Raw genomic sequence first — 20542 nt, 5'->3', positions numbered from 1 at the left:
GTTTATGAAATTTTTTTTTAGGATAAAACTTTGTATTATACTCTCTTGATGTGGAAAATTTTATACTATTTTTTTTATTATTCCCTTTTAATGCAAACTTACCAGTTCTGATAAAAATAGGTAGTGACTTAATGTTAAATAGATCCATTACTCTTTTTCTTTATTTTAATTGCAATCTTTTTTGCAATTAATTTTTCTATATAATAGTTGCAAGGCATTGAAACCTGAGAAAATTGCCCAATAGGATTGACCTCTAAAAAAACAAATTCATTATTTGTATTTACTATTAAATCGATGGAGCCTGAATTAATATTTATCTCTTTCATTAATTTTATTAAATTCTTTTTAATAACTTTTGGCAACAAAAATGGCGGAGTTCTATTTGGGTTTTGAAAATCATAGTTTCGAAAATCTACTTTTGTTTTCTCATTATTTTGAGAAAAAATTGCGCTTGAATAAAAATCATTATCTATAAAGAATATTCTTACTTCAAACAACTTTTCAACCATTTCTTGAAATAACATGAAATGAAAATTTTCTGGAATATTATTTAAAATATAATCATCGATAACATTTGTACTACTTGTTAAATATGAATTCTTATGTTTGATAAACACTCCTTGTGAAATATTTTTAGTTATAACATTTTTATTCTCATTCAAAAAACGTATGAGTTCTTCCTTATTGTTTGTTACAATAGTTTTAGGTATTTTAATTCCAATTTCTGCAGCTTTTTTTAAAACCTCTAACTTATTAATAAAAATATCATTATGTTTATTAATAGATCTACTTTCAATATATCTTTTAACAATTCTATGAATCTCTTGAGCTTCAGTATAAATATGTTTTTTTAATTCATAACTAACAGGACTATTTATTTCAAGTTCTTTTAGTTGCAAGTTTAAAAAACTTCTTCTGTACCAAAAGAAATTAAATTCTGTTAACTTGTAAGAAAGACCATTTATTAATAACTCTACATCGAATTCATTGTTGTTGACAATTAAGTTTTTATAATTAATAATATCAAGATGTGATATTCTTATATATTTTATTTTAAAATATCTTAACCAATCAATAACGTCATTAGTTGACTGATCATCCTCGCTAGAAATAATTAAAACCATTTGAATTCAATTTTAATTTTATTAAACTCTTCTTGATTTTTTAATGGGATTTCACCTTCATTTTTTCTAAAATCTATTGGTATTTGTTCTATAGTAAAGCTATTAAATTCTTGATATCCATGTCTTAAATAACAATAAAAATCATAATTTTGAAAAACTACATTAGTAATCTCAAAATTTAAATATGCTTTTTTAAAATACGGATATAATAACAACCATGTTTCGTCAGTATTTTCTCTAAAATTATGAATTAAAACCGTTTCATAACTATTTTGAATTATTCCAAAATTTTTTGAATTTGGTAACTTCCCATATTTTTTTGAAATTTCATACAGAAAGGTTATATTTTCAAAATATAATTTATTCGATTCTTTTAATATTACTTCTTTTTGCAAAGAATCAAAATTTAAATCATTAATCAAATTAGAACTTAATCTTGCTATTATTTGATCTTTCAAATAAAGGTCATTAATTTTTTTTAATTCCATTACTTTACTGAAATTATTTTTTATCCATTTAGAATGGTTTTTTGAATAAACACTTTTAAACCATTTAGATAATTCTCCATAGCAAATATCATTGAAGTAATTTTCATTCCCGCTTAAATATTCAATTTGAAAACCGTGATTTTTAATTAATTCTTTAATTTCTCTCTTAAAAAAAGACATATCTTTATGATGATAACTGCCCTCTATTAGTTTTTTTTTTAACTCTGTTTCGTATCCAAATTTTCTTTCAATTTCAATAATTAAAGATTTGATTTTAAAATAATTATTCTCTTTTAAAATCTTATTAGAATTTAAAATTGGCAAAATAGAATCTTTAATAATCATATCTCTTTCATTTTGAGCAGAGCAATAACAACCCGAAATCAATGAAAAAAATAATGCTATAATAAATTTCATGATTAAATAGAATTTAAGTTTAAAAAATGAAGACTTCCTAAAAAGAAAGTCTTCCAGTTAATATGAACTTATAATTTAATTACAAGTATCATTTCCACTGTCTTTACCACCCGTCCAAGTCATATCGTCTACAACATTTGTTCCACAATCAGCATCCCAACAATCCCCGCCAGTTCCAGTACAATCATTTGTTGTGCCTCCAGGTCCAATTTCTGCAAGTGCTTTACCTCCATTTATTAAAATCGATGACTCTTTTACAATTTTAGCATCCTCGAATTTTTTAAATAAATCTGAATTGAAATTTTTCATAATTTTTGTATTTAATTGTTAAAAAAATAAACAAAACTATTTATCATTTGCGCGCACAATAATTAAGTTTCGAATAACTGTGTCAAAAAAAATAAAAAAAGATAACTTATTTTACGGTTTAAAAACATTATTATTACGGTTTAAAAAAATCGTCTTCTATTATCTCCTTGATATAAAAAAACAAATCTTCTCTATTAAATTGTTCAGGATACTCATATCCATTTATGAAAATTGCTGGAGTATAATTAAAATTATTTTGAACGCACCAATAATTATGATTTTCATAAAATGAATTAATAATCATTTCATTACTATCCAAAAGTTCATACTTATTTAACCATTTATCGACATCTTTATTATTAAACCAATCTTTAAATGAATTTATAAAGTAATTCTCATCCTTCTGAATAAAGTTGTTAATTATACTAGTATAAAATTTTCTTCTTTTTTGATCCTCATTTTCAAGATTTACTTTGATAATTAATTGAACTTGAATATCATTATTAGTATCTAATATTTTATCAACAATCTCGTGTACTTTTTGGCAATGACCACAAAATGGGTTGGTTATTACGGTAACGATAGTCTTTGAGTTTTTATTCCCTAACAAAATTGGCGTTTTGGGTAATATTATCTTCGGTGAGGATAACAATGAATTTTTAAAAATTTTATAATTTCTCTGAAACTTTAATGCTTTCAATTTAAATTCTTTCAATTCCTTTTTTTCTACTAAAATCTCTTTGATTGAAATCCATAAATATGAAATACAAATAAACAAGGAACTGAAAAGTAAAAATAAATTTAACGGAAAGACATTACTGAAATTTATCCAAAAGTGGATATAAATCATTTCGGATAAAGAAATTAGAATTATTACTAAACACAATGGACACCATTTTTTTTCTACGAATTTTTGATAATAAATTGAAATAAAAAAAAGAGGAGAAGCCATTAATAACATATAAAAAATAACCTTAACAAAGTTTCCTTCAATATTTAATAAAATTGAAAAAAATAAACCTACAAATTGAAATACAAAAAAGAGGATGCTTAAATCACTCAAATTTATAATTTTAAAAAAACTCCATTTATCTGAATTAACTACAGAGGAACAACTTGTTGATTCCGTTAAGTTACAAAACTTATTGAAAAAATCATTTTTCGAATCAAATAACTCTCTAATTATTGCGAAAGAAAAGATTAATCCTAAAAGGCTAAAAAAGAAAAGAAATTTAATTTTAAAATCACTTCCTGTAAAAAATAGAAATAATAAAAAGAGAGAAATGAAAGTAATACCAAAAAACAAATTTGTTCTTTTTGATTTTGACGGAATCATTTCAACTTTATTGTTTTCAACTAAAAGAATTATACCACTCCATCTTTCTTTTATGCTCTCTTTAGTGATCTTTTTTCTTTTATTATTTTCGTCAAAAAGAACTAAATCATATCCATCCTTTTCAATAAGATATAACTGTGTTTCATTATTATTATTTTCCAAAAGAACGACAAATCTTTTAGGAAGAATATCAATTTCAAAAAGATCTACTTTAATCATTGCGTTTTCAATGCCGAAGAAATCTAATGTGTCAATTATAGACAAAACAGAAGGATAATTAGGATGAGAACTAACCTGAAATATAAACTCAGATTTATCAATATAAATATTTTCTTTTTCGAAATACTTAAACAAAAAATTGTATGAATTACTCATAATTATTTTAAAGCCTCTAAAATTTGATTATATAATAATTCCCCTTCAGAAGGTTTTTTGGTATTAGGTAAAACTAGATTTCCTTTTGAATTGAATAGTAGATATCTTGGTATATATACTCCTTGAGGCTCATTTAGTAATATTTGTAATGATTCCTGAATCTTATTGGAGGCAAAAACATGATTCCCCTCTAAATAATTTTGCTTTATATTAGGTTGCCACTTAGCAATTTCTTTGTCGTTATCAATAGCAATATAAAGCATTTCTATATTGTTAATTTTTAAAAAAGCAAATAATTTTTGTGAGTGCGAAAATTCTTGAAAACATGGCGCACAATATGCCGCCCATAAGTCTACAAAAACTGGCTTACCTTGAAAATTATCCTTAATAATAGAACTTATATCATAACTTTTAATCTGGTTTATGTACTCAAAATTATTGTTAATAAAATATCCATGAGCTAAAGGCTTTAAAGTTGTAACTTTTTTGTTCTTTAAGTAATTCTCTAAATATTTGTAATATTTACTATTAGGAAATATTTTTTTAAATTGTTTCAAATCATCTTCGTTTAGACGATCATTAACAAAAAGATAAGCAAACAATTTTTCTTGATATTGCAATGGTATATAATTATAATATTCTCTTGCATTTTTATTTTTCCACAAATTCTTATTAAAAACTTTTTCATCAGTTCCGCTTTCTTTAATAAATTTTGAAGTTGCTTGTAGACTATTAAAAAAACTTATAGAGGCAAAAGAATTAAATTTTTCATTAAATGGATTAAACTCAAACATTAGATTGTTTAATAAATCTATAAATTCACTTTTAGGCAATTTTGTCTTAGAAAACTCTTCTTCAATTCTAAAAATATCTTCAATTATACCTTTAGAGTTGTCTGCTAGAGTTGTTTCAAGATATAATTTTGAAATCTGGAAAATTTGATTTGAAATCTTATTCTCATCATATAAACTTTGCAATTTTGATAGTGCATTTTTATATTCACTCTTTATAACATTTAAAATGTCCGAACCTCTATTTGCTTCAAAAATTATAGGTCTTAATTTTTTAGATAATTTTTGGTATTTATAAACAGTATCAGTATTTATAAGTAACAATATATCACTATTTTTTCCAACATAATGAATATGATATTTATTGTCTTGATTTTTAGTAATATTCAAAATAATATTATCATCCGGTTCGAATAAAATACTAATACCTGGATTAACTTTTGAAAAACTAAAATTCATGTAGCCTGAATTTATAGAATTAAAACTCAATGTTGCTTGATTATTTTTTGTGTAAATCGTATCAGTATTTGATAGATAATATGCTGCATCATGATTAATACTTTTACTGGCCACAATAGCTACAGAATCCGGCACATTTTCAAAATTCAGTTTAATAGAAACACTCTGAGAAAACCCGAATTGAAAAAAAGATACTAATATTATTAGAAATTTAATTTTCATTAAGTGCATTTTAAAAAATTTAGAGAAAATTTAAAAGGAGGCTTCTGCCTCCTTTATTAAATAGTAAAGCTTTAAGGAGCAATAGTTAAGCTTGCTTTGCTTCCATCTGTACTACCATCGCATCTTGGCTGACCGCAACATGCTACAGTAGCTCCGTCACAATAACCGTTTCTGATACCATCACACCAACATTGAAATTCTTGAACATTAGCTTTTCCACCAGAAATAAATTTCATTTCAGCTCTAGAAAGCGATCTGTTTAATTTTAAATCTTTCATGATTTACATTTTTAAAAGTTATATTTCAAAAATATTTTATTAAAAAAAAAATAATTACGGTATTTAAAACTAATATTTACGGTTTAGTATTTTAAATCAACTTTAACATTTTACACTTTGCAATCAACTCTTTATCAGATGATTTTTGATCTAAAATTTGTCTTTTTAATATTGCTTTTCTTTTTTCAATTGAACTTAATGAAAGATCAATATACTGAGGTAAATCTTTAGTTTGAATTCCCTTGTCTAACAATAGTATAATTTGTGTATCAAATTCATCCCATTTTAAAGTTTGCTTAACTAATGATTGTATAGCGGCATTAATGGTTGGAGAAAAATAGTTTTCTATATTAACAATTCTATCAAAAATTTCTGGAAACATTTCAAAATCTATATCATTTTTAGAAATAAAGCCCTCCGGATTAATTTGTTTGAAAACATTAAATAAAATTAATGGTTCAGTATGCATAGTAAGCATAATGATCAAACAATCAGGAAAAGAGTTTCTCAATAATAAAGCTACATCAGTACCTGATAATAATTTTTCTTCTTTACACTCGGGTATGCTAATATCTACTAACGCAATATCGATAGGAGTATTAGTCTTTTCTGCTTGTTTTATTAATTTGAAAGCTGAGTAGCAATCAATGGCTTTTTGAAATATTATTTCTTTCATTCCTTGTTTAGATTTTATCAAATTTATATATGCATCAGAATTCATCTGATGATCGTCAATAACAAGAATATTTATTTTTTTGTTTTTCATATCAAACCGTAATAATTGATTTTTTAAACCGTAAAAAAAGATAGAAATGAAATCTAATTTGCACCAAAATTATACAAACTGTGTTAAAAACCTTCATTATAATAGACTTTTCAATCACAATTGATGAAAATTTGAACGAATTTCAATCATTTGAAGATTATCTATGTGTAGGCTACTGTAAAGATTATGAAACTTCTTTAAATACGATACTAGTTAAAAAGCCTGAATTAATCTTTTTCCATTTTACTTCTGAAATTCCACTTAGTCTTTTATACGAACTCAAAGAGTTTACTGAATATTTACCTTACGTAATAGGAATGAATAAGGAAGAAAAAATGGCATATACGGCTTTAAAACATAATGTTTCTGATTTTATTTTATTGCCTTTACAAGAAATAGAAATTAGAAAAGCATTATATAAATTTTCTTTACAACAACAAAAGAAGTTGTCTGGCAGATTATGTGTACGATCCAATGGTGATTATAATTTTATAGATTTTGATGACATTCTATATTTAAAAGCGGATAATAATACCACAGATATTTATCTAATTTCAGGTAAATTGATTACAGGATTTAAAACTTTAAAGCACTACGAAAGTCAATTACCTTCTTCTTTTTTTAGAATTCACAATAGTTATATCATTAATTTAAATCATGTTAGTAGAATTAACACTGGTAAATCTGATTGTTACTTACTTGACAATACAATTAAAGTTCCCTTTTCTAGAACTTATAAAGAACAAATTGATTTAATAATCAAAAGATTAGGTTAAACCATTTTGTTAGTTACCCTCTATTTGATGTCATCCAATATTAGAAAGTTACCACTTACTAAAGGTACTCTATTTTACTGTTTTTTTCAAAAATCTCACTCTAATTTTGGCTTGTTCGAAACACAGAACAGTTGAATTCAATTTAGTTTTTTTAATGAGGGAATTGGTAAAAAAATAACCAAGCATTAAAAGACTGCTGCTAAAGTACTCCCAGCTTTTTCAGATAATCATTTGCGGTGCAATGACACCGTACTGCTCAGTATTGTCCAATTTTTAAAATGATTTTTATGAAAATTTATGCTTTAATAGTAGTAGCTTCTGCTTGCTTTTTAATTACTTCTTGTACTAATGATGACCTAGATAATCAAAATGTAGATACTAATTCAATACTCATCCAAAATGATTATAACGCGAAAGAAGCTGATAGTATTGGTTTAGAGACTGATCCTGTTAAGACGAATGGAAAAGATTAATTATTTTTATTAAACAAAAGCTGTGTTTTGCACAGCTTTTGTTAATTTTGGTAAAAATGCAATTCATTTGAAAAAAATACTTTTTTTTACATTCATTCTTTTAAGTTGTAATAACAAAGAAACTTCAAATAGTAAAAGTATAAGTGTACTATTTGAAAAAAATAAAAATTTATCACAACAATATAAAAATAATTATTTGGATTCTATCTTTTTAGAATCTAATGAAATTACTAATGACTCAACTAAATTAAAAACTCTTTTTGAAATAGCAGCAGAATACTACTATTTAGAAAACAATACTTCTTCACTAAAAGTATCTAAAGAAGCCTACACCACATCAGTGATCCTTAAAGATTCAATAAATATAGGTAGAGCATTATATTATATTGGAGATTGTTATTTAGATTTTCAAAAAGATAGTGCCTACTATTATTATAAAGAATCTGAAAAAATATTCAGAAAAATTAATAATAGTGATAGGTTAGCAAAAGTACTATATAATAAAGCTTATTTATTATATTATGAAGGGAATTATGTAGAGAGTGAAATCGAGGTTATTAAGGCTCTAAATCTATTAAAAAATGAAAAAAATCTATTGTATCAATATCGCTGTTATTCCTTACAAGGGTCCAATCTTTTAGAGCTTGGAGAATATGATAAAGCATTAGAGTATTTTGATTTAAGTGCTGTTGTACTTAACAAAATGAAAAAAAATGACACAGATAAAGATACTTTTTATGATTATGAAATAACAAACACAATAGATTTATGCACTGCATATGACAAAAAAGGAAAATATTCAGAATCAATAAAATTGCTAAAGGAGGTTATTAAAAAAGGAAATTTTATCAATTATTCTAAATTACATTATTCTGTTCTTGGCAACCTTGCTTATTCTTTAATGAAAAACAATCAGTATGAAGAATCTAGAAAGTACTTTGTTGAATCAATAAAATTAGCTAACAATAAAAATGACAAGTTAGGCTATTTATACAAAATCATTGATTATGGAGAATACCATTTATTAACGAAAGACACTTTAAAAGCTCAAAAATTATTTAATGAAGCTTTAATCCTTTCAAAGAAATTAAAGAATGGTAAAGAGATTTTAAAATCATTAGATTTTTTATCGGTTGCAGACAAGACTAATGCTTCCAGTTACAAAACTGAATATATTAGAATAAATGATAGTATCATAAAAAAACAACGAGAGAATAGAGAGAAATTTGCTAGAATTGAATACGAAACTGAAAAAGTTGAAGAAGCTAACAAAGTGCTTTCTAATAAAAACTTACTATTATTACTTGGATTAACAATAACAATCGTAGTTTTCCTAATTGTCTTAATAATTAGAATCAGAATTGCTAGAAAAAAAGAACTCTATTTTGTTCAACAAAAAGAAAAGGCAAGTGAGGAGCTTTCTAACATAACAAGAGAATTTCAATTTGGACTTGTAAAAGCCAAAGAACAAGAACAAGATCGTATTTCTAAAGAACTTCATGATGGTATTGTTAATCAAATCTATGGGATAAGAATGATTTTAGGATCTTTAAATAGAAATACTGATGAAGAGTCTCAAAAAAAACGATCTGAGTATTTAAAAGAATTACATAAATTAGAAACTGAAATAAGAGCATTGTCACACGATTTAAATTCAGACTTTTCAAAGTATGTTGGTGAGTTTAAATTTCTATTAGAACAATTAATTCAAAAAAATAATGAAATTGGAAATACAATTTTTAATCTAGATATTAGTTCAACTATTGATTGGAATACTTATTCGTCTCTAATTAAAATCAATATTTATAGAATTCTTCAGGAATTATTTCAAAACGTAAACAAGTATGCCGAAGCTAAAAAATGTTTTATAAGAATCTCTAAAATGAATAATAATTTGATAGTTGAAGTAAAAGATAATGGTAAAGGATTTGACTTAAAAAACTTATCATCTGGAATAGGTATTAATAACATTAAAGAAAGAGCAAAAACAATTAATGCAGATTTACTAATTGAAAGCGATAATTCAGAAGGTTCAAGATTTCATATTACAATAAAAATTTAGTTTAATTCGTTAGTTTTTTATATTTCCAGCATAAATTTATTTTAAAATAGATTACTTTTACATCATATTTGAATTGTTAAAATACTTATTAATCAAGTTCTATTCCTGAACACGAAATTGAACACGATTTTATAAAAAACTAGTAAATTTTGGTCTCGGTAGCCCAGTAAATACGTTAAGAATTTACTGATTGCCGAATTCATAACCCTGAGGTCACGGGTTCAACTCCCGTCTTCGCTACGAAAACCCGAAATTTTACATTTGTAAATTTCGGGTTTTATTTTTTTAACACAATTCACTGATAATGAAAACAAAACAATTATTTATAGTTTTTTTAGTATTAGTTTCTTCTTTAAGTTTTTCACAATTAAAAGCTATCAAAAACAAAACCGAATACCCTTTTTGGATTAAAATCCCGACTAATTCCCGAGAAAATGAAAAACATCCCGTATTAATTTTTTTACATGGAAAAAGCTTATCTGGAACTGATTTAAATCGAGTAAGACGATATGGAGTGCTAAGGGCAATGGATAAAGGAAGAAATATTCCTGCAATAGTTGTTGCACCACAACTAGCAAAAGGAAGTTGGAATCCAGATAAAGTCTTAGAGATTTTAGAATATGTAAAGAAAAACTACAATGTAGACGAATCAAGAATCTATGTTTGTGGTATGAGCTTAGGAGGATATGGCACTTTACATTTTGCAGGAAAACATGCCGATAAAATCACAGCAGCCGTTGCTATTTGTGGAGGTGGCAATGTAAGTGATGGTTGTAAATTAGCAACAATCCCTCTATGGATTCAACATGGAGATGTGGATTATATTGTACCCATGTCAGAATCCAAAAAAGTAGTAGATGCCATAAAAAAATGCGATGAAAATGCCGATGTTACCTTAACCATTATCAAAGGTGGAAATCACGGCAATGTAGAACGCCTTTTTCATGAAGATGCATTATATGACTGGTTATTTAAACAGAAAAGATAGTTATTTCCAACTTTAATCTATCTTTGCTATATGAGTATCACACTATTATCTTCCCCTTTACAAGGTTTTACCGATTTTCGTTTTAGAAACGCATTCCATAAATATTTTGGCGGAATTGATACATTTTATTCTCCTTACATAAAGTTAAATGGAAAATTAGTTATTAAAGGATCTTACGAACGAGATATTCTTCCCGAAAATAATTCTACCTTAGAAGTTATTCCACAGATAATTACTAACGATGCTGAAGAATTTTTGTTCGTTGCAAAATACGTTCAACAGTTTGGTTATAAAGAATTAAACTGGAATTTAGGTTGTCCATACCCTATGGTTGCCAAATGTGGAATGGGTTCTGGATTAATTAGTAATACTTCTCAAATTGAACATATTTTAAATCGCCTTCATAACGAAACCAATATTATTGTTTCAATGAAAATGCGAATGGGCTATGAAAATCCTACTGAAATTTTAGATGTTTTTCCTATTTTAGAACAATATCCAATTAAAAATATAGCAATTCATGCTCGTATAGGAAAACAATTGTACAAAGGAGGCGTAGATTTAGACTCATTTCAAAAATGTTTAGACACTTCAAAACAAAAAATTTACTATAATGGAGATATTACTTCTGTTAATAAATTTAAAGAATTACAAGAACGATTTCCTTCTGTTGATCATTGGATGATAGGTAGAGGCTTGATTGCCGACCCCTTTTTACCCTCTATGATAAAAAACAACACTACGGAATATCCTAAAAATAGATTTGAAATTTTCGAAGCTTTTCATGATGAAATTTATCGAGAATATGATGCCTATTTACAAGGACCAACACCTATACGAATGAAAATGTTAGGCTTTTGGGAATATTTTTCACAATCTTTTTCAAACCCACAAAAAACATTTAAAAAAATTAAAAAAGCGAACAACAGTAAAAACTATGAAGCAGCTGTTAAAGAAATTTTTAAAACTCCTTAAAAGCAAAACATTTTTTATTTTATATTCTTTTAAAAGTCAAAAAAATCTAAAAACATTTATTTAAATTTAACGTACACTTATTACGTACCACTTTCAATTGAATGTAATAATTTAAAACTTTACTATTAATTAATAGCGTAAAGAAAACCCATTATTATATTCCATAAAACATGAACTCAAAAAATATTACATATTACTAAAGGTAATAAATTTTAAGCTCTCTTTTTCTAATAATGGATTTCTTTATCAAAAGGTGTTTATTATGGAAAAAAAATTCACCCTTCAGACTCATAAAGTAGTGCTTGCTATTTTATTTTTTTTCTGTTTTACAATTAATAATGCACAAACATTAATTAGGTATCAAGGATTCGATAGTACCATAGAAGATACTTGGGGTTATAGCACTACATTAAATACAGGTACTATCCAAACCAATACTAGTACTTATGTATCAGCTCCTAACTCTTTGAGAATAGGTGGTTCTAGCAGTGCCACACCTGACGACCCTTTTATTACCTTGGATAATATTGATATAAGTTTATATTCTGATGTTTATCTAAAAATTTATTTTTCATCAAATGGTTCGCCCGATGACCGCGATGATTTATATGTTGATATATCTTACAATGATGGCGCTAGTTATACTACTAGCATAAAATTAATTGATGGTAAATCAAGTACTACTTCTGACATTTACCCTTTTGAGCATCCTGTTAGTATTGGAAATACTGTTGGTTCATCTTATACTTTTCCAGTCCCAAGTGGAAATACCCAAATTAGAGTTAAAATACGTTTTGATGAATACAATGGTCAAAATAACACTTCAGACTATTATTTTATTGATAATGTTAGTCTGCATGGAAATTTGAATGGTAATCATTTTGAAGTTTTAGGATTAGATAATAATCATGTTCCTCATAATTCATCAGCCAATTCAGGCAATGGAACTAATTTTGGGGAAACTCAAATTGTGACAGATCCTGTAGAAAGAACATTTACAATTCAAAACACAGGTTCAAATACTATTAATTTAACCGGAAGTCCACTAATTGTAATAACCGGAGATACTGATTTTACGGTTTCACAAGACCCTAGCAGTTCAATCACTAAAAACAATGCAACAACCTTCAAAATATTGTTTAATCCAAGCTCAATAGGATTAAAAACTGCTCAAGTTTCAATTTCAAGCAATAACGATGATTATAATCCTTATTTATTTGACATCGAAGGTATTGGAATCCAAACTTTTTTTGATAGTGATGGCGATGGAATTTTTGACAATGTTGATATTGACGATGACAATGATGGCGTTAGAGACGATATTGAAGAATCAAATTGTAATGCAGTAAATGGTAATAAGATAAATTACAAATTTTTACATGAAACATTTGGAGCCGGAACTAGAACCACAATAAACACTACTTATAATGCAATGACAACCTATTGTTTTGAAGATGGTACTGTTGGTATAAACACACCTGAATGTCCAAAACAAAATTTAACCGATTTAAATGACGGAAAATACACAGTTGGTTCATCAGCACAAATTGCTTCATGGGCTCCAACTTATTGGTACTTAGGAGGTGATCATACTGGTAATCCAAATGGTAGAATGGCAATTTTTAATGCCTCTTATACTCCTGGAATTTTTTACACAGCAACTATAACAGGAGCACTTCCAAATATTCCTATTACATATAGTTTTTGGGTTATTAACTTAGACAGAACAGATGCCCCTGGAATTGCTACTCGTTTACGTCCAAACGTTAGAGTAGAATTCAGAGACATGAGTAATAATTTAATAACCTTTATTGAAACAGGAGATATTCCTCCTACTACAGCAGGCAATTTAGCTGGAGATTGGATTCACTTTACTGCGGATATTAACTTAAATGTAAGTGCTTTTAATGTAATTTTTATTAATAATGAAACTGGAGGAACTGGAAATGATTTAGCTTTAGATGACATTTTAATTTCTCAAACATTATGTGATGTAGATGGTGATGATATTGCCGATGTTTTTGATTTAGATTCAGACAACGATGGAATTCCTGATGTAGTTGAAGTAGGTTTAGGTAATCTTTCTGATGGAAAAGCATATTTGCATCAATGGCTAGATACCAACCTTAATGGTATGCACGATAGCGCAGAATCTAATATTATTCCAGATACTGATGGTGATGGCGCTCCAAACTACCTAGATTTAGACAGTGATAATGATAGTGTTTTTGACGTAGATGAATCTTGGGCAGAAAATAGTAATGCCTATGTTGGTTATGAAAATGGAGATGGAGACATTAATGGTGATGGCGCTGGAGACGGACCAGAATCAGAAGATTTTAGAAATAAAGACACTGATGGAGACGGAAATATAGAAGGTTTTGGAGACGGAATCTTAGATATATATGATTATGCTTTTAATGTGTATGGAAATGATAATCAAGGAACCAATATTGCACCCTTTACTTATTATGTAAAAGATACCGATGCAGATGGAATTCCAGATTATTTAGATGTTATGTCTGATGGCGCTACTTATGATATTTCTCATACTCTTTATACCAACTTAGATTCAAATTTGGACGGAATTATTGATGGAATAACCGATACTGATGGCGATGGAATACTAGATGCTTTTGACACCAACAATAGTATTTTTGGTTCACCAAGAGATTTAGAACGTAAATTATTACTAACTTTTGATGGTAGAAATGATTTTGCTACTGATGCCAATATTATCAACAATTGGGGAAACGCTTCATTAATGGCTTGGATTAATATTAATGATGCTTTTACTTCAGAAGGAATGATTGTAGGACAAAATGATTTTAACATTAAAATTACAAATTCTAAAAAAGTTGAAATCAATGCTAATGGGGTTACTTTAACTAGTGATTCCGTATTAAGTACTGCACAATGGATTCATGTGGGAGCAGTTTATGATGGTACTAACGAAATTCTTAAATTATATATTAATGGAGAAATGGTTAATAGTGATGCTGTAACAGGTACTATTTCCGACACATCTCTTTTTACCATCGGAAAAAATGCAATTTCAGACACAGAATTTTTTAAAGGCAAAATTGATGAAGTACGTTTGTTTGATATTGCATTAACAGATTCGCAATTTCAAAAAATGGTGTATCAAGAAATTGAAAATAATAGTAGTCAAACTCGAGGAGCTATTATTCCAAAAGACATTCCAAGTCTTCCTTGGGCAAATCTTATTCGTTACTTTAAAATGGACAATTATAAAGACGATATCATTGACAACCATACTACTACAACTATAGACACAACACCAGGCGCAAGGATTTATAATGTAAAAACTATTGCTCCTCAAGAAGCACCTATGCCATTTATTACAGAACAATCTGGTGATTTTGCCACAGCCGCTAATTCAATTATAAAAGAGATTAGAGGTATGGATGTTGAGGATTACGATTGGTCTATAATACAAGTAAATCACGATATTATTTCTGATGCAAATCACATTGATTTAGGAATGATTGTAGATGTTAGTGCTAAAATCGATGTAATTAATGATACAAAACTTCAAAATGATTGGTATTTAAGACTTGATGGTAAAATCGATTTAGTTGACTATTCACAATTACTTCAAACCGATGAAAGTGATTTAGATCCGATGAGCATTGGTAGTATAGAAAAAGATCAAAAAGGAACAGGTAATTTATATAATTATAATTATTGGTCTTCTCCAGTAAGTTCTGTTGTAAGTTCAACCAAAAACAATACTGGATATACCGTTGGAAATGTTTTAAAAGATGGTACAAATCCAGCATCACCTCAATCAATTAGTTGGATAACAGGATTAAATGGAGCTGCTAATCCAATGCGATTAGCAAGATATTGGCTCTATAAATTCACTAATTTAACTTCAGAATATGCGAATTGGCAACAAATAACCGAAACTACAATACTACAAGCAGGTCAAGGCTACACCATGAAAGGAAGTGGTATCGTAACTGCACCTGCGGTATTGTCTCAAAACTATGTTTTTTCTGGAAAACCTAATAATGGTTTAATTAATCATCCTACACTACAAATTGGTGTAAATAACATCAATCTTGTAGGTAACCCTTATTGCTCCGCTTTAGATGCAAATGAATTTATAATTGATAATTTATCATCAATTACAGGCTCATTGTATTTTTGGGAACACTACACTTCAAATAGTACGCATATTTTATCAGGCTACCAAGGTGGCTATGCTACTCGTAATTTAGTAGGTGGTGTTCCCCCAGTTGCCCCAGCTTTGATAAGCGGATTAGGTTCTAGTTCTCGAATTCCAGGCAGATATATTCCTGTTGCTCAAGGCTTTTTTGTAAAAGGAAATTCTAATGGAGGTCAGATTATTTATCAAAATAGCCAACGTAAATTCGTTAAAGAAGATGATGCTGATTCAAACGAAATGTTTAGAACTACAAATCAATATTCTAACCGAAACAACAGTAATGATATAGTTGAAAATTCCGATAACTTTTTAAGAATTAGACTTGGCTATACAGGAAGCACAAATTATCACAGACAGCTCTTAATTGGCTTTATGAACGAACATGCTGATGATAGTTTTAATTTAGGATACGATGCAGAAATTATTGATATTCAACCAAACGACATCTATTTCCAAGCAGGAATTTACAAATTAGTTATTCAAGGTGTTGGGTATTTTAATAGTAACAATTCCTATCCATTAACTGTAATATCAAGTCAAACAGGCGAAGTAAATTTCATGTTAGACGGTTTAGAAAACTTTGATGCCATTCAACCAATTTATATTCACGATAATGAAACCGGAAATTATTATAATTTAAGAGAATCTAATATCAGTATCATTATTCCTCCAGGAGAAATTACAAATAGATTCTCATTACGATTTGCAACTGAAACATTAAGCGAAGCTGACAATAACATGTTAAATACATTAGTATATTTCAATGCTACAAATGAAGTAATCGAAATAATTAATAACCTCACTTTAGAAATTGAAGGTGCTACTCTATATTCATTATTAGGACAAAAAGTAAGTCAATGGAAAATCAACAGCAACGAACTCAATATTAAAATTCCAACTAAAAATTTAGAACGAGGAGTTTATATTGTCAAAATAAAAACTAATGATAATAAATATATAAATCAAAAAATTATTGTTAGGTAGTGTACAACTACAATTTTCTACTACTCTATAAACGGATGCTTTTTTAAAAGTATCCGTTTGTTTATTACTATAATAACTAATTATATTTTAAAATAATCTCCTAGTTTTTTTCCAATTAAATAAGCTATTCCAATTCCAAGAATCATAATCCAAATATTCATGAAAATATAAAATGTATAGACAATTGGATTTTCAGTTGAATTGAAGCAGTAATTATCAATCAAAAAACAAAATTGAGTAGTTTCTTTAGAAAATAAAGACAAAGCAAAACTCATCAAAAAAGTAATTCCGATAGCCGACAAAATATAAACCAGATTTTTATTCATCGGTTTTTTACCTGTTGGAGCAAATACATTTCGTTCTGCTTCAGTACGTTTATTGTTCTGAAGGGACCAAATTACTTTTTTAGCTTCGTCGTCTACCATATCAAAAATCAATTACAAGTTCAAGGGCAAAAATCAAATTCAAGTTCAAGTTCAAAAATAATTACAAATTCAAGCTCAAAATAAGTGAAACGCTCTGTGTAGCTCTAATCAGCACAATCCTTATTAAAAAAACTCAGAGCTTCTCTGTGTAAATTTTAACGCAAATCCCGAAACTTCGGGACAAAAAACTCGACGAATCTCAGTGTAATTTATTCACTTAATAAAGAAACTAATGTTGCAAAGTCTACTTTCTGTTGTTCGCCAGTGGTTAAGTTTTTCAATCCAAATTCTTCACGTTCCATTTCTGTTTCTCCTACAATTATTGCAAATGGAATTCCTCTTCTATCAGCGTGTTTGAATTGCTTATCAATTTTTGCTTTATCAGGATATAACTCAACTTTGATTCCTTTTTGACGTAATTTTCTAATAGCTTTCATAGCATACAAAGCTTCTTTATCGCCAAAGTTTAAGAACAAGGCTTTTGATGTCGCTAAAACGGCTTCTGGAAACAAACCAACTTCTTCCATTACCAAAGCAATTCGGTCTAAACCAAATGAAATCCCTACACCTGACATATTTTTCAATCCGAAAATCCCCGTCAAATCATCATAACGACCACCGCCACCAATGGAACCCATTGCGACACCTTTTGGAGCAGCGACTTCAAAAATAGCACCCGTGTAATAATTCAAACCACGTGCTAACGTAACATCTAAATCCAAGAAAGCGGTTTGTAAACCTAAAGTCGTAACGTTATCACAAATAAATTGCAACTCGTTAACCCCTTTCATTCCTTCTTCAGAATTGGCTAATAAATTCGCTAATTTTTCTATTTTTTCGTTGATGGTTCCAGTGAAATTGAACAACGGTTGTACTTTTTCAATCGCAGTTTCCGAAATGCCTTTTTCTAACATTTCTTTTTTCACGCCGTCCTCTCCTATCTTGTCTAATTTATCTAAAGCTACTGTAAAATCAATCAATTTATCCGAAGCGCCAATTACCTCAGCTATTCCAGATAATATTTTGCGATTGTTAATTTTAATAGTAACGCCACCTAAACCTAACTGACTAAAAACCGAGTCATACAATTGCACCAACTCCACTTCTTGCCAAAGCGAATTCGAACCCACCACATCCGCATCGCATTGATAAAACTCTCTAAAACGCCCTTTTTGAGGTCTATCGGCACGCCAAACCGGTTGAATTTGGTAACGCTTAAACGGAAACTCAATTTCGTTTTGGTGTTGCACCACATAACGCGCAAAAGGAACAGTTAAATCGTAACGAAGTGCTTTTTCGGAAATTTTAGAAGTTAATTGTTTGTAGTTTATGGTTTGTAGTTCTTCCATTGGAACTTTATCCAAGTAATCTCCCGAATTCAAAATCTTAAAAATCAAACGATCACCTTCTTCCCCATACTTTCCCATTAAGGTTTCAGAATTTTCAAACGAAGGTGTTTCAATAGGTTGAAAGCCAAATTTTTCGAAATTGGTTTTTATCGTACTGAAAATATAATTGCGTTTCGCCACTTCTGCTGGTGAAAAATCTCGGGTTCCTTTTGGTATACTTGGTTTTTGTGCCATTTTTTTAATGTGTCAATGAAAATGTGTCAATAAGACAATTCTAATTTTAGTAGTGCAAATATCGAACATATTCGGCAGTATAAAAAATCAAATCAAACATTTCAAAAATTGAAGTTGCTGTTTTATGATTGTCAAATCGAGCGAAGTCGAGATTCGTTCATTAAAAAGTTCTCGACTTCGCTCGAACTGACAAATTTCTTACTTTAAATATGTAACAAATAATAAACTATTTAGTCTTATAGTCATGGTAGGATTATTTAAGGAAAATACAAAAATTGCGCTTGACTCTATTAGAAGTCAGGCTTTGCGTACAGCATTAACCGTAATGATTATTACTTTGGGAATAACTTTTTTAGTTGGTATATTAACTCTAACAAAAGCCCTAGAAAATAATTTATTTGGGAATTTTGCTTCTATGGGAGCCAATACTTTTTCTATCAGTAGATATGATTTTTCTTCTGAAATCAATCAAAATGATACTGAGCAACGTATCAATCCTATCATCAGTTATCCTGAAGCTAAATCCTTTCAAGACAAATTTAATTTTCCTTTTACCACAACATCTTTGTCTTTTACAGCAGGTTCTGCAATCGAAGTAAAATATGGCGAAAAGAAAACAGATCCTGAAATTTCAGTTTTAGGTGTTGATGAAAATTATTGTCCCAATAAAGGATTAGAAGTCGTTAAAGGACGAAATTTTAATTCGTTTGATATTTCAAACAATAATTATGTTTGTGTTTTAGGTTCGGATTTTGAAAAAGGCTTGTTTGAAAATATCAATCCTATAGATAAAACTATTTCAATTCGAGGTGCCAAATTTAAAGTAATTGGAGTATTAAAAGAAAAAGGTTCTACTTTTGGAAACAGTCAAGATTTACGAGTTTTGATTCCTACTCAAATTGCTAGATCATTATTTTCTGCTCCTAGCATAAATTATGATTTAGATATTAAAGTAAATAATGAAGCACTTCTTGATGAAGCTGTTGATGATGCTACCATAACTATGCGCAGAGTTAGAAAGTTAAATCCGGTTGAAAAAAACAATTTCGGAATTGAGCGTAGTGATGATTTAATTCAAACATTAGGTTCAAACATTGCAGTAATTAATTGGATAGCAGTTATAATTGGCGCAATTACTGTGTTTGGCTCTACTATTGCTTTAATGAACATTATGCTGGTTTCTGTAACAGAAAGAACTAGAGAAATTGGTGTAAGAAAATCGTTAGGTGCTAAAAGAAGTACAATTGCATTTCAATTTTTCACAGAAACTTTTGTTATTAGCCAAATAGGAGGAGTTTTAGGAATAATTTTTGGGATTTTACTTGGTTCAGTAATTGCTTTTAGCTTTGGTTTTTCCTTTGTAATTCCTTGGATGGCGATTATTGCGGCTTTTATTACAACATTCATAGTTACCATTGTTTCTGGATTATATCCTGCGATTAAAGCATCAAAATTAGATCCTGTGGAAGCGTTGCGATATGAGTAATTAGTGATTAGTGATTAGTGATTAGTGATT

16 protein-coding genes are annotated in these 20542 nt (G+C 28.4%); 7 read left to right on the top strand and 9 right to left on the bottom strand.

The genetic code is table 11. From position 1 onward, the window contains the following. Positions 1-134: 134 nt before the first annotated feature. The 7 genes from gwsG to LOS86_RS04005 form a co-directional block, all read right to left on the bottom strand. Positions 135-1124, bottom strand: coding sequence for a grasp-with-spasm system ATP-grasp peptide maturase (gene gwsG / locus LOS86_RS04035; protein WP_231843355.1), 990 nt, complete (start codon positions 1122-1124; stop codon positions 135-137). After that, the gene (locus LOS86_RS04030; RefSeq protein ID WP_231843354.1) at positions 1115-2029 is read right to left on the bottom strand and encodes a hypothetical protein; all 915 of its coding nucleotides are present in this window, start codon (positions 2027-2029) and stop codon (positions 1115-1117) included. The genes gwsG and LOS86_RS04030 overlap by 10 nt, the downstream gene beginning before the upstream one ends. 75 nt (positions 2030-2104) lie before the next feature. Continuing rightward, positions 2105-2338 carry a hypothetical protein gene (locus LOS86_RS04025; protein WP_231843353.1) on the bottom strand — a complete coding sequence of 78 codons (234 nt, stop codon included), beginning with the start codon at positions 2336-2338 and terminating at the stop codon, positions 2105-2107. Between the two features lie 133 nt (positions 2339-2471). Beyond that, the gene (locus LOS86_RS04020) at positions 2472-3893 is read right to left on the bottom strand and encodes a vitamin K epoxide reductase family protein (RefSeq protein WP_231843352.1); all 1422 of its coding nucleotides are present in this window, start codon (positions 3891-3893) and stop codon (positions 2472-2474) included. Positions 3894-4051: 158 nt separating this feature from the next. Beyond that, the gene (locus tag LOS86_RS04015; protein WP_231843351.1) at positions 4052-5521 is read right to left on the bottom strand and encodes a TlpA family protein disulfide reductase; all 1470 of its coding nucleotides are present in this window, start codon (positions 5519-5521) and stop codon (positions 4052-4054) included. A gap of 71 nt (positions 5522-5592) precedes the next feature. Then, on the bottom strand, positions 5593-5799 hold the full coding sequence (locus LOS86_RS04010; RefSeq protein ID WP_231843350.1) for a hypothetical protein: 207 nt from the start codon (positions 5797-5799) through the stop codon (positions 5593-5595). Between the two features lie 91 nt (positions 5800-5890). Beyond that, positions 5891-6565: a response regulator gene (locus tag LOS86_RS04005; RefSeq protein ID WP_231843349.1), complete on the bottom strand. Its 675-nt coding sequence runs from the start codon at positions 6563-6565 to the stop codon at positions 5891-5893. Between the two features lie 131 nt (positions 6566-6696). On the opposite strand from LOS86_RS04005, the gene LOS86_RS04000 reads away from it, so the two are divergent. From LOS86_RS04000 to LOS86_RS03975, 6 genes are all read left to right on the top strand, one after another. Next, entirely contained in the window at positions 6697-7341 is a 645-nt protein-coding gene (locus LOS86_RS04000; protein ID WP_231843348.1) for a LytR/AlgR family response regulator transcription factor, read from the top strand. A gap of 287 nt (positions 7342-7628) precedes the next feature. After that, entirely contained in the window at positions 7629-7814 is a 186-nt protein-coding gene (locus LOS86_RS03995) for a hypothetical protein (protein WP_231843347.1), read from the top strand. Positions 7815-7881: 67 nt separating this feature from the next. Beyond that, positions 7882-9876, top strand: a complete 1995-nt coding sequence (locus LOS86_RS03990) for a tetratricopeptide repeat-containing sensor histidine kinase (RefSeq protein WP_231843346.1) — start codon at positions 7882-7884, stop codon at positions 9874-9876. Between the two features lie 304 nt (positions 9877-10180). After that, on the top strand, positions 10181-10864 hold the full coding sequence (locus tag LOS86_RS03985) for a carboxylesterase family protein (protein ID WP_231843345.1): 684 nt from the start codon (positions 10181-10183) through the stop codon (positions 10862-10864). Positions 10865-10894: 30 nt separating this feature from the next. Then, positions 10895-11839, top strand: coding sequence for a tRNA dihydrouridine synthase (locus tag LOS86_RS03980; RefSeq protein WP_231843344.1), 945 nt, complete (start codon positions 10895-10897; stop codon positions 11837-11839). 262 nt (positions 11840-12101) lie between these two features. Then, positions 12102-17018: a DUF8693 domain-containing protein gene (locus LOS86_RS03975; RefSeq protein ID WP_231843343.1), complete on the top strand. Its 4917-nt coding sequence runs from the start codon at positions 12102-12104 to the stop codon at positions 17016-17018. An 80-nt stretch (positions 17019-17098) separates the two neighbouring features. Here the strand turns inward: LOS86_RS03975 and LOS86_RS03970 are convergent, their stop codons facing one another. Together LOS86_RS03970 and hisS are read right to left on the bottom strand one after the other, a co-directional pair. Then, on the bottom strand, positions 17099-17443 hold the full coding sequence (locus LOS86_RS03970; protein ID WP_231843342.1) for a hypothetical protein: 345 nt from the start codon (positions 17441-17443) through the stop codon (positions 17099-17101). 209 nt (positions 17444-17652) lie between these two features. After that, positions 17653-19026 carry a histidine--tRNA ligase gene (gene hisS, locus LOS86_RS03965; protein ID WP_231843341.1) on the bottom strand — a complete coding sequence of 458 codons (1374 nt, stop codon included), beginning with the start codon at positions 19024-19026 and terminating at the stop codon, positions 17653-17655. A gap of 244 nt (positions 19027-19270) precedes the next feature. Between hisS and LOS86_RS03960 the strand changes: the two genes are divergently transcribed. Then, complete coding sequence (locus LOS86_RS03960) at positions 19271-20512, top strand: ABC transporter permease (protein WP_231843340.1); 1242 nt, start codon at positions 19271-19273, stop codon at positions 20510-20512. The last annotated feature ends 30 nt before the right edge of the window (positions 20513-20542 follow it).

Source organism: Flavobacterium cyclinae (assembly GCF_021172145.1).
Taxonomy (GTDB): Bacteria; Bacteroidota; Bacteroidia; order Flavobacteriales; family Flavobacteriaceae; genus Flavobacterium; species Flavobacterium cyclinae.
Note: the sequence above shows the minus strand (reverse complement) of the source record. Positions and strands in the feature narration are given on the sequence as shown.

Coding starts and splice junctions, on each gene's coding strand:
- gwsG (WP_231843355.1), bottom strand. CDS start 1,124: ATGGTTTTAATTATTTCTAGCGAGGATGATCAGTCAACTAATGACGTT.
- LOS86_RS04030 (WP_231843354.1), bottom strand. CDS start 2,029: ATGAAATTTATTATAGCATTATTTTTTTCATTGATTTCGGGTTGTTAT.
- LOS86_RS04025 (WP_231843353.1), bottom strand. CDS start 2,338: ATGAAAAATTTCAATTCAGATTTATTTAAAAAATTCGAGGATGCTAAA.
- LOS86_RS04020 (WP_231843352.1), bottom strand. CDS start 3,893: ATGATTAAAGTAGATCTTTTTGAAATTGATATTCTTCCTAAAAGATTT.
- LOS86_RS04015 (WP_231843351.1), bottom strand. CDS start 5,521: ATGAAAATTAAATTTCTAATAATATTAGTATCTTTTTTTCAATTCGGG.
- LOS86_RS04010 (WP_231843350.1), bottom strand. CDS start 5,799: ATGAAAGATTTAAAATTAAACAGATCGCTTTCTAGAGCTGAAATGAAA.
- LOS86_RS04005 (WP_231843349.1), bottom strand. CDS start 6,565: ATGAAAAACAAAAAAATAAATATTCTTGTTATTGACGATCATCAGATG.
- LOS86_RS03995 (WP_231843347.1), top strand. CDS start 7,629: ATGAAAATTTATGCTTTAATAGTAGTAGCTTCTGCTTGCTTTTTAATT.
- LOS86_RS03985 (WP_231843345.1), top strand. CDS start 10,181: ATGAAAACAAAACAATTATTTATAGTTTTTTTAGTATTAGTTTCTTCT.
- LOS86_RS03980 (WP_231843344.1), top strand. CDS start 10,895: ATGAGTATCACACTATTATCTTCCCCTTTACAAGGTTTTACCGATTTT.
- LOS86_RS03975 (WP_231843343.1), top strand. CDS start 12,102: ATGGAAAAAAAATTCACCCTTCAGACTCATAAAGTAGTGCTTGCTATT.
- LOS86_RS03970 (WP_231843342.1), bottom strand. CDS start 17,443: ATGGTAGACGACGAAGCTAAAAAAGTAATTTGGTCCCTTCAGAACAAT.
- hisS (WP_231843341.1), bottom strand. CDS start 19,026: ATGGCACAAAAACCAAGTATACCAAAAGGAACCCGAGATTTTTCACCA.
- LOS86_RS03960 (WP_231843340.1), top strand. CDS start 19,271: ATGGTAGGATTATTTAAGGAAAATACAAAAATTGCGCTTGACTCTATT.